Source organism: Pseudomonas sp. GL_139_B (assembly GCF_057834475.1).
Genome location: NZ_CM174403.1, coordinates 762,589 through 770,000, shown reverse-complemented (window position 1 = coordinate 770,000; position 7,412 = coordinate 762,589). Strand labels below are relative to the sequence as shown.

Annotated in this window: 6 protein-coding genes; 4 read left to right on the top strand and 2 right to left on the bottom strand. The window is 58.6% G+C overall.

All coding sequences use genetic code 11. The features are described 5' to 3' along the window. Positions 1 to 17: 17 nt before the first annotated feature. Together AC3ISI_RS03355 and aptA are read right to left on the bottom strand one after the other, a co-directional pair. Positions 18 to 1,511, bottom strand: coding sequence for a CoA-acylating methylmalonate-semialdehyde dehydrogenase (locus tag AC3ISI_RS03355; protein ID WP_489335477.1), 1,494 nt, complete (start codon positions 1,509 to 1,511; stop codon positions 18 to 20). 63 nt (positions 1,512 to 1,574) lie between these two features. Continuing rightward, entirely contained in the window at positions 1,575 to 2,924 is a 1,350-nt protein-coding gene (aptA, locus tag AC3ISI_RS03350) for an omega-aminotransferase AptA (protein WP_452624826.1), read from the bottom strand. 124 nt (positions 2,925 to 3,048) lie between these two features. On the opposite strand from aptA, the gene AC3ISI_RS03345 reads away from it, so the two are divergent. From AC3ISI_RS03345 to AC3ISI_RS03330, 4 genes are all read left to right on the top strand, one after another. Then, positions 3,049 to 3,969 carry a LysR family transcriptional regulator gene (locus AC3ISI_RS03345; RefSeq protein WP_489335476.1) on the top strand — a complete coding sequence of 307 codons (921 nt, stop codon included), beginning with the start codon at positions 3,049 to 3,051 and terminating at the stop codon, positions 3,967 to 3,969. Between the two features lie 95 nt (positions 3,970 to 4,064). After that, positions 4,065 to 4,715 carry a TetR/AcrR family transcriptional regulator gene (locus AC3ISI_RS03340; protein ID WP_489335475.1) on the top strand — a complete coding sequence of 217 codons (651 nt, stop codon included), beginning with the start codon at positions 4,065 to 4,067 and terminating at the stop codon, positions 4,713 to 4,715. Between the two features lie 7 nt (positions 4,716 to 4,722). After that, positions 4,723 to 5,304 carry an IMPACT family protein gene (locus AC3ISI_RS03335; RefSeq protein WP_489335474.1) on the top strand — a complete coding sequence of 194 codons (582 nt, stop codon included), beginning with the start codon at positions 4,723 to 4,725 and terminating at the stop codon, positions 5,302 to 5,304. A 532-nt stretch (positions 5,305 to 5,836) separates the two neighbouring features. Continuing rightward, the gene (locus AC3ISI_RS03330; protein ID WP_489335473.1) at positions 5,837 to 7,402 is read left to right on the top strand and encodes an ABC transporter ATP-binding protein; all 1,566 of its coding nucleotides are present in this window, start codon (positions 5,837 to 5,839) and stop codon (positions 7,400 to 7,402) included. The last annotated feature ends 10 nt before the right edge of the window (positions 7,403 to 7,412 follow it).

The window sequence follows — 7,412 nt, the reverse complement described above, 5'->3', positions numbered from 1 at the left end:
GCCTTCTTCCCTTCTACTTACAAGCTAGGGAATGCGAATTGCGACGCTTCATGGCTCGCGCGTTGTGGCCAGCGCTGGGTGATGGCTTTGCGGCGAGTGTAGAAACGCACACCATCCGGGCCATAAGCATGCAGATCGCCGAACAGGGAACGCTTCCAGCCACCGAAGCTGTGATAAGCCACCGGCACCGGCAGCGGTACGTTAACGCCGACCATGCCCACTTCGATCTCATCGCAGAACAACCGCGCCGCTTCACCGTCACGGGTGAAGATGCAGGTGCCGTTGCCATATTCGTGATCGTTGATCAGTTGCATCGCCTCTTCCAGGCTGTTCACGCGAACGACGCACAGCACTGGACCGAAGATTTCTTCTTTATAGATGCGCATCTCTGGCGTGACGTTATCGAACAGGCAGCCACCCAGGAAGAAACCTTCCTCATGACCGGCCACGCTCAAACCACGACCGTCCACCACCAGGGTCGCACCTGAAGAAACGCCATCTTCAACATAACCGCTGACTTTGTCGCGCGCCTGACCGGTGACCAGCGGCCCCATGTCCAGACCGCACGAAGTGCCAGCACCGATTTTCAGCGCCTTGATTTGCGGCACCAGTTTTTCCACCAGTGCATCCGCCACTTGGTCACCCACGCACACAGCCACCGAGATCGCCATGCAACGCTCGCCGCAAGAACCGTACGCTGCGCCCATCAGGGCGCTGACTGCGTTATCCAGGTCCGCATCCGGCATCAGCACCGCATGGTTCTTCGCACCGCCCAGAGCCTGAACGCGCTTGCCACGCTTGGTGCCTTCGGCGTAGATGTATTCGGCAATCGGTGTCGACCCCACAAAACTCAGCGCTTTGACTTCCGGCGCTTCGATCAGCGCGTCCACCGCAGCCTTGTCACCGTGCACGACGTTCAGCACGCCTTTAGGCAGGCCGGCTTCCAGCAACAGTTGAGCGATCAGCAGCGTGGAGCTTGGATCGCGCTCGGACGGCTTGAGGATAAAGCAGTTGCCGCAGACGATCGCCAGCGGATACATCCACAGCGGTACCATCGCCGGGAAGTTGAATGGGGTAATACCGGCCACCACGCCCAGCGGCTGGAAGTCCGACCACGCGTCAATATTCGGGCCGACGTTACGGCTGTATTCGCCCTTGAGGATTTCCGGCGCAGCACAGGCAAACTCGACGTTCTCGATACCGCGCTTCAATTCGCCAGCCGCATCTTCCAGGGTCTTGCCGTGCTCTTCGCTGATCAACTGAGCGATGCGTGCTTCATTCTGTTCCAACAGTTGCTTGAAGCGGAACATCACTTGGGCACGCTTGGCCGCCGGTGTGTTGCGCCAGGCCGGGAATGCTGCTTTGGCCGAATCGATAGCTTTCTGAATGGTTTCGCGGCTGGCCAATGGCAGCTTGTGGATCGCCTGGCCGGTAGACGGGTTGAACACGTCCGCCGTGCGACCGTCTTCGGTCACCAGTTGGCCATTGATCAAATGCGGGATAAGGCTCATGTAGCGCTCCTGAAAAGTTGTCCACAGGCGCCCGTTGAGGGCGCCTCTATATAGAAGAGAAAATCAGTCGATTTTGTTCAGCACTTCGCCGACCGCGTCGAACAGACGATCCAGGTCTTGCGGCTTGCTGTTGAAGGTTGGGCCGAACTGCAGGGTGTCACCGCCAAAGCGCACATAGAACCCGGCCTTCCACAGCGCCATGCCCGCTTCGAACGGACGCACGATCGCGTCGCCATCACGTGGTGCGATCTGGATGGCACCGGCCAAACCATAGTTACGAATGTCGATGATGTTCTTCGAACCTTTCAGACCGTGCAGCGCATTTTCAAAATGCGGAGCCACTTCGGCCACGCTCTGCACCAGGTTTTCCTTTTGCAGCAAGTCGAGTGCTGCCAGGCCGGCGGCGCAAGCCACCGGGTGTGCGGAGTAGGTGTAGCCGTGTGGGAATTCCACCGCGTACTCTGGCGTCGCCTGGTTCATGAAGGTCTGGTAGATCTCGGAGCTGGCAATCACTGCGCCCATCGGGATTGCGCCGTTGGTGACTTGCTTGGCGATGCACATCAGGTCCGGGGTCACACCGAAGCTGTCGGCACCGAACATCGAGCCGGTACGGCCGAAACCGGTGATCACTTCGTCGAACACCAGCAGGATATTGTGCTGATCGCAGATCTCGCGCAGACGCTTGAGGTAACCCTGTGGCGGAACCAGTACGCCAGCGGAGCCGGCCAGCGGCTCAACGAATACCGCGGCAATGTTCGACGCGTCGTGCAGTTCAATCAACTTCAGAAGCTCGTCAGCCAGGGCGATACCGCCCAGCTCCGGCATGCCACGGGAATAAGCATTGCTCGCCAGCAGTGTATGCGGCAGGTGATCGACGTCCATCATCGCCTGACCGAACATTTTGCGGTTGCCGTTCACACCGCCGAGGCTGGTGCCGGCGATATTCACACCGTGGTAACCACGGGCGCGACCGATCATTTTGGTCTTGGTCGCCTGCCCTTTCAGACGCCAGTAAGCGCGGACCATTTTCACCGCAGTGTCAGCGCACTCCGAACCGGAGTCGGTGAAGAACACGTGATTCAGATTGCCCGGCGTCAGGTCGGTGATTTTCTCAGCCAGTTGGAACGACAGCGGATGGCCGTACTGGAAGCCTGGCGAGTAATCGAGGGTGCCCAGTTGCTTGGATACCGCTTCCTGGATTTCCTTGCGGGTGTGCCCGGCGCCACAGGTCCACAGACCGGACAGCGAGTCATAAACTTTGCGGCCCTTGTCGTCGATCAGCCAGCTGCCTTCGGCGCCCACGATCAGACGCGGGTCGCGCTGGAAATTGCGGTTGGCGGTATAGGGCATCCAGTGAGCATCAAGCTTGAGCTGGCTGGCCAGGGAAGACGGAGCGTTTTCAGGCAAGTTCATGGGCGAAACCTCGCAAGGCAATAAGCGGCGTAGAGATCAAAAGCGTTCTTGCAGCTAAATTGCCACGGAGATAAAGTCTGTGAAATCCAACTCTTCTAACGTTCAGTCAGGCTGTTACTAAACTATGAGCACGCGTCGCCCCGATCCACTCGCGCAAGTCAGTGACTTTGATATCCGCTTGCTGCGGATCTTTCGAAGTGTGGTCGAGTGCGGCGGCTTCTCTGCCGCTGAAAGTGTATTGGGGATCGGCCGCTCAGCCATCAGCCAACAAATGAGTGATCTGGAACAGCGCCTCGGCTTGCGTTTGTGCCAACGCGGCCGCGCCGGATTTTCCCTGACCGAAGAAGGTCGCGAGGTGTACCAATCGGCCTTGCAGCTATTAAGTGCGCTGGAAAGTTTTCGCACCGAGGTCAACGGCCTGCATCAACATTTGCGTGGCGAATTGACCATCGGCCTGACCGATAACCTGGTCACCCTCCCCCACATGCGCATCACCCACGCCCTGGCACAACTGAAAGAGCGTGGCCCGGATGTGCAGATTCAGATCCGTATGATCGCGCCAAATGAAGTGGAACAAGGCGTGCTGGATGGCCGCTTACATGTCGGCGTAGTGCCGCAAGCCAGCGCGCTGTCGGGACTGGAATATCAGCCGCTCTACAGTGAACGCTCACTGCTGTACTGCGCGGTTGGCCATCCGCTGTTTTATGTCGATGACAAACAACTCGACGACGAACGGCTAAACAGCCAGGACGCCATCGCGCCGACTTTCCGCTTACCGTCGGACATCCAGGCCCATTACCAGGCGCTCAACTGCACCGCCAGTGCTTCGGACCGTGAGGGCATGGCGTTCCTGATCCTCACTGGCCGTTATATCGGTTACCTGCCGGATCATTACGCCAGCCTCTGGGTGCAACAAGGTCGCCTGCGTGCGCTGAAACCCAAGGCACGTTTCTATGACCTGAGCCTTGCGTCGGTCACGCGCAAGGGCCGTCGCCCTCATTTGGTACTGGAAAGTTTCCTGGAAAGTCTGGCGGCGACGCGGTAGAAAGTCTCCGGGTTTTATCGCACAAGCACTTGTCTCAAGCCCATGGGTGCGCTATCAACGCACTGGTTGCCCCACCCCTCTGTCTGGAAGTGCCTATGACTTTTGAAGTCCCTGCTCATGGCGGAAAACCTGCCAGCCGCATTCGTCAGAAGAACGAAGAGACCATCATCAAAGCCGCCGAAGACGAGTTCGCCCGTCACGGGTTCAAAGGCACCAGCATGAACACCATCGCCCAGAATGCCGGGTTGCCCAAGGCAAATTTGCACTACTACTTCACCAACAAACTCGGTTTGTACGTGGCGGTGCTGAGTAACATCATCGAATTGTGGGACAGTACCTTCAACACCCTGACCGCCGAGGATGATCCGGCCGAGGCATTGACCCGTTATATCCGCGCCAAAATGGAATTCTCACGGCGCCAGCCACAAGCCTCGCGAGTCTTCGCCATGGAAGTCATTAGCGGTGGCGAGTGCCTGACCGAGTATTTCAACCAGGACTATCGCGCCTGGTTCCAGGGCCGGGCAGCCGTATTTCAGGCGTGGATCGACGCTGGAAAGATGGACCCGGTCGACCCGGTCAACCTGATCTTCCTGTTGTGGGGCAGCACACAGCATTACGCCGACTTCTCGACCCAGATCTGCCGTGTCAGCGGACGCACCAAGCTGACCAAGCAGGACATGGAAGAAGCCGGCAACAACCTGATTCGCATCATCCTCAAGGGCTGCGGCCTGACTCCTGCCATTTAAGACACTTATGCCTTTTACCCTCAGCGACTTTTGCGAATACCGCGAAGAGATTCGCAAAAGCCGCTTCATCACCTTCGCCGCGCCGATCGCAAGCCCTGCGGACGCCCAAGCGTTCATCGAACAGCACAGCGATTTGGATGCTTCGCACAATTGCTGGGCGTGGAAGTTCGGCGATCAGTACCGCAGCAACGACGATGGCGAGCCCGGCGGCACTGCGGGCCGGCCAATTCTGGCAGCCATCGAAGCACAGGATTGCGACCAGGTCGCGGTGCTGGTGATTCGTTGGTACGGCGGCATTCAACTGGGTACGGGCGGCCTCGCCCGGGCGTATGGTGGCGGCGCCAACAAGTGCCTGCAAGCGGCGGCAAAGGTTGAGCTGATCAGTCGAGTGCCTGTCAGTTGCGCCTGCGCCTTTGGTGAGCTCGCGCTGGTGAAACTTCGCGTGGCGGAATTGGGCGGTTTAGTCGTGGAAGAAACGTTCACCGCCAACGGCGTCGAACTGCAATTGGCGATTGGAAAAGCGCAGATCCGCACCCTGCAAACCCAGCTGGCGGACTTGAGTCGCGGGCGCATTGTGTTGCAGCACTGAGCGCACCAACAACGCTCACCCTTATTCCGTCGACGTTGAAAATTTGCCCACATCTACTGTGCACCCGGCTGTGGATAACCTGAGCACAGGTGCCTGTAACCCTTCTGTCATGCGGGTTTGCGGGCTTTGTTCACTTTTCGTCCAATCTGCCATCACCGGCACTTAAATCACGTAAAAACAAATACTTAGCGCGGTTTATCACCTTTAGAGATAGCTGCACAGTGCTTATGCCCGACCTTTGACCTTGCGCACAAATACTGTGGAGCAATCTGTGCATAACCCGTTCATGGCTGTCGCGACCCCATATCCAGTATGGCTTGCGGACCGCTGATCGTTTTTTAACCAATACACTGCAGGCAAAACAGGAGCCTTATCATCGGCATTGCCCTCAAGTGGTGCCTGATTCGCTGTCGATAGCTCATAACCCACTGTCGATAGGGCTGCGCTTGCCCACGCAATACCAGCTTTTCTGACTAAGTGGCCAGGAAATTGCTTTATCCACAGGCATCACGCCCCTCGACCCGAGTCCGTCATGCCCAACCCCGTGCCGATCCCCGATCAAACGCCCCGCCTGCAATTACGCAAGATCAGTAAACGCTACCCCGGATGCCTGGCCAACGATTCCATTGACCTGAACATTGCGCCTGGCGAAATCCACGCCCTGCTCGGGGAAAACGGTGCCGGTAAAAGTACGCTGATGAAGATCATCTACGGCGTCACCCACGCCGATTCCGGGGAGATGATCTGGCAAGGGCGACGCGTGACTATGCGCAATCCGGCCCAGGCCAGAGGCCTTGGGATCGGTATGGTGTTCCAGCATTTTTCACTATTCGAAACATTGAGCGTGGCGCAAAACATTGCCTTGGCCATGGGCGCCGCGGCCGGCACACCGAAACAGCTTGAACCGAAGATTCGTGAAGTGTCCCGACGGTATGGCATGGCGCTTGAGCCGGAGCGACTTGTCCACAGCCTGTCGATTGGCGAGCGGCAACGAGTGGAAATCGTGCGTTGCCTGATGCAAGACATCCGTCTGTTGATTCTCGATGAACCGACCTCGGTGCTGACCCCACAAGAGGCCGATGAACTGTTCGTCACCTTGCGCCGACTCGCGGCCGAGGGTTGCAGCATTTTGTTTATCAGCCACAAGCTCGGTGAAGTCCGGGCGTTGTGCCACAGCGCCACCGTGTTGCGCGGCGGGCGAGTGGCCGGGCATTGCTTGCCGGCCGAATGTTCGGATCGACAACTGGCGCGGCTGATGGTCGGTGAAGCGGCCGAGACAATGACGGACTATCCGAAGGTGGTGGGCGGCGATCCGTTTCTCAACGTTAATCGATTGTCCTGGCCCAATCCTGACCCGTTCGGTTGCTCGCTAAAGGGCGTCGATCTTGAATTGCGCTGTGGTGAAATCGTCGGCATCGCCGGTGTCGCGGGTAATGGTCAGGATGAATTACTCGCCTTACTGAGCGGTGAAGAACGACTGACCCGCAACGACGGCGCAACGATCAGTTTCAGTGGGCAACCGGTCGCTCATTTGCGACCCGATGCGCGACGCAAACTCGGCCTGGCCTTCGTCCCCGCTGAACGCCTGGGCCACGGCGCTGTGCCGCAGTTGAGTCTGGCGGATAACGCGCTGCTCACGGCTTTTCAACAAGGGTTGGTCAGCAATGGCTTGATTCAGCGCGGCAAGGTCGAAGCGTTGGCCGAAGAGATCATTCGTCGCTTCGGGGTCAAGACGCCCGATGCCCAGACACCGGCCCGCAGCCTCTCCGGTGGCAATTTGCAGAAATTCATCCTCGGCCGGGAAATCCTCCAGCAACCCAAATTGCTGATCGCCGCGCACCCGACCTGGGGCGTGGATGTCGGCGCAGCCGCGACCATTCACCGCGCGCTGATTGCCCTGCGAGATGCCGGCGCGGCGATCCTGGTGATCTCCGAAGACCTCGACGAATTGTTCCAGATCAGCGACCGCCTCGGCGCGTTGTGCGGCGGTCGTCTGTCGCCGCTCAAGGCCACCGTCGACACGCGCCTGATCGACGTCGGCGGCTGGATGGCCGGCCAGTTCGACACCACTCAATCACTCGCCCCCGCAACGGTTTAACGGAGTTTCA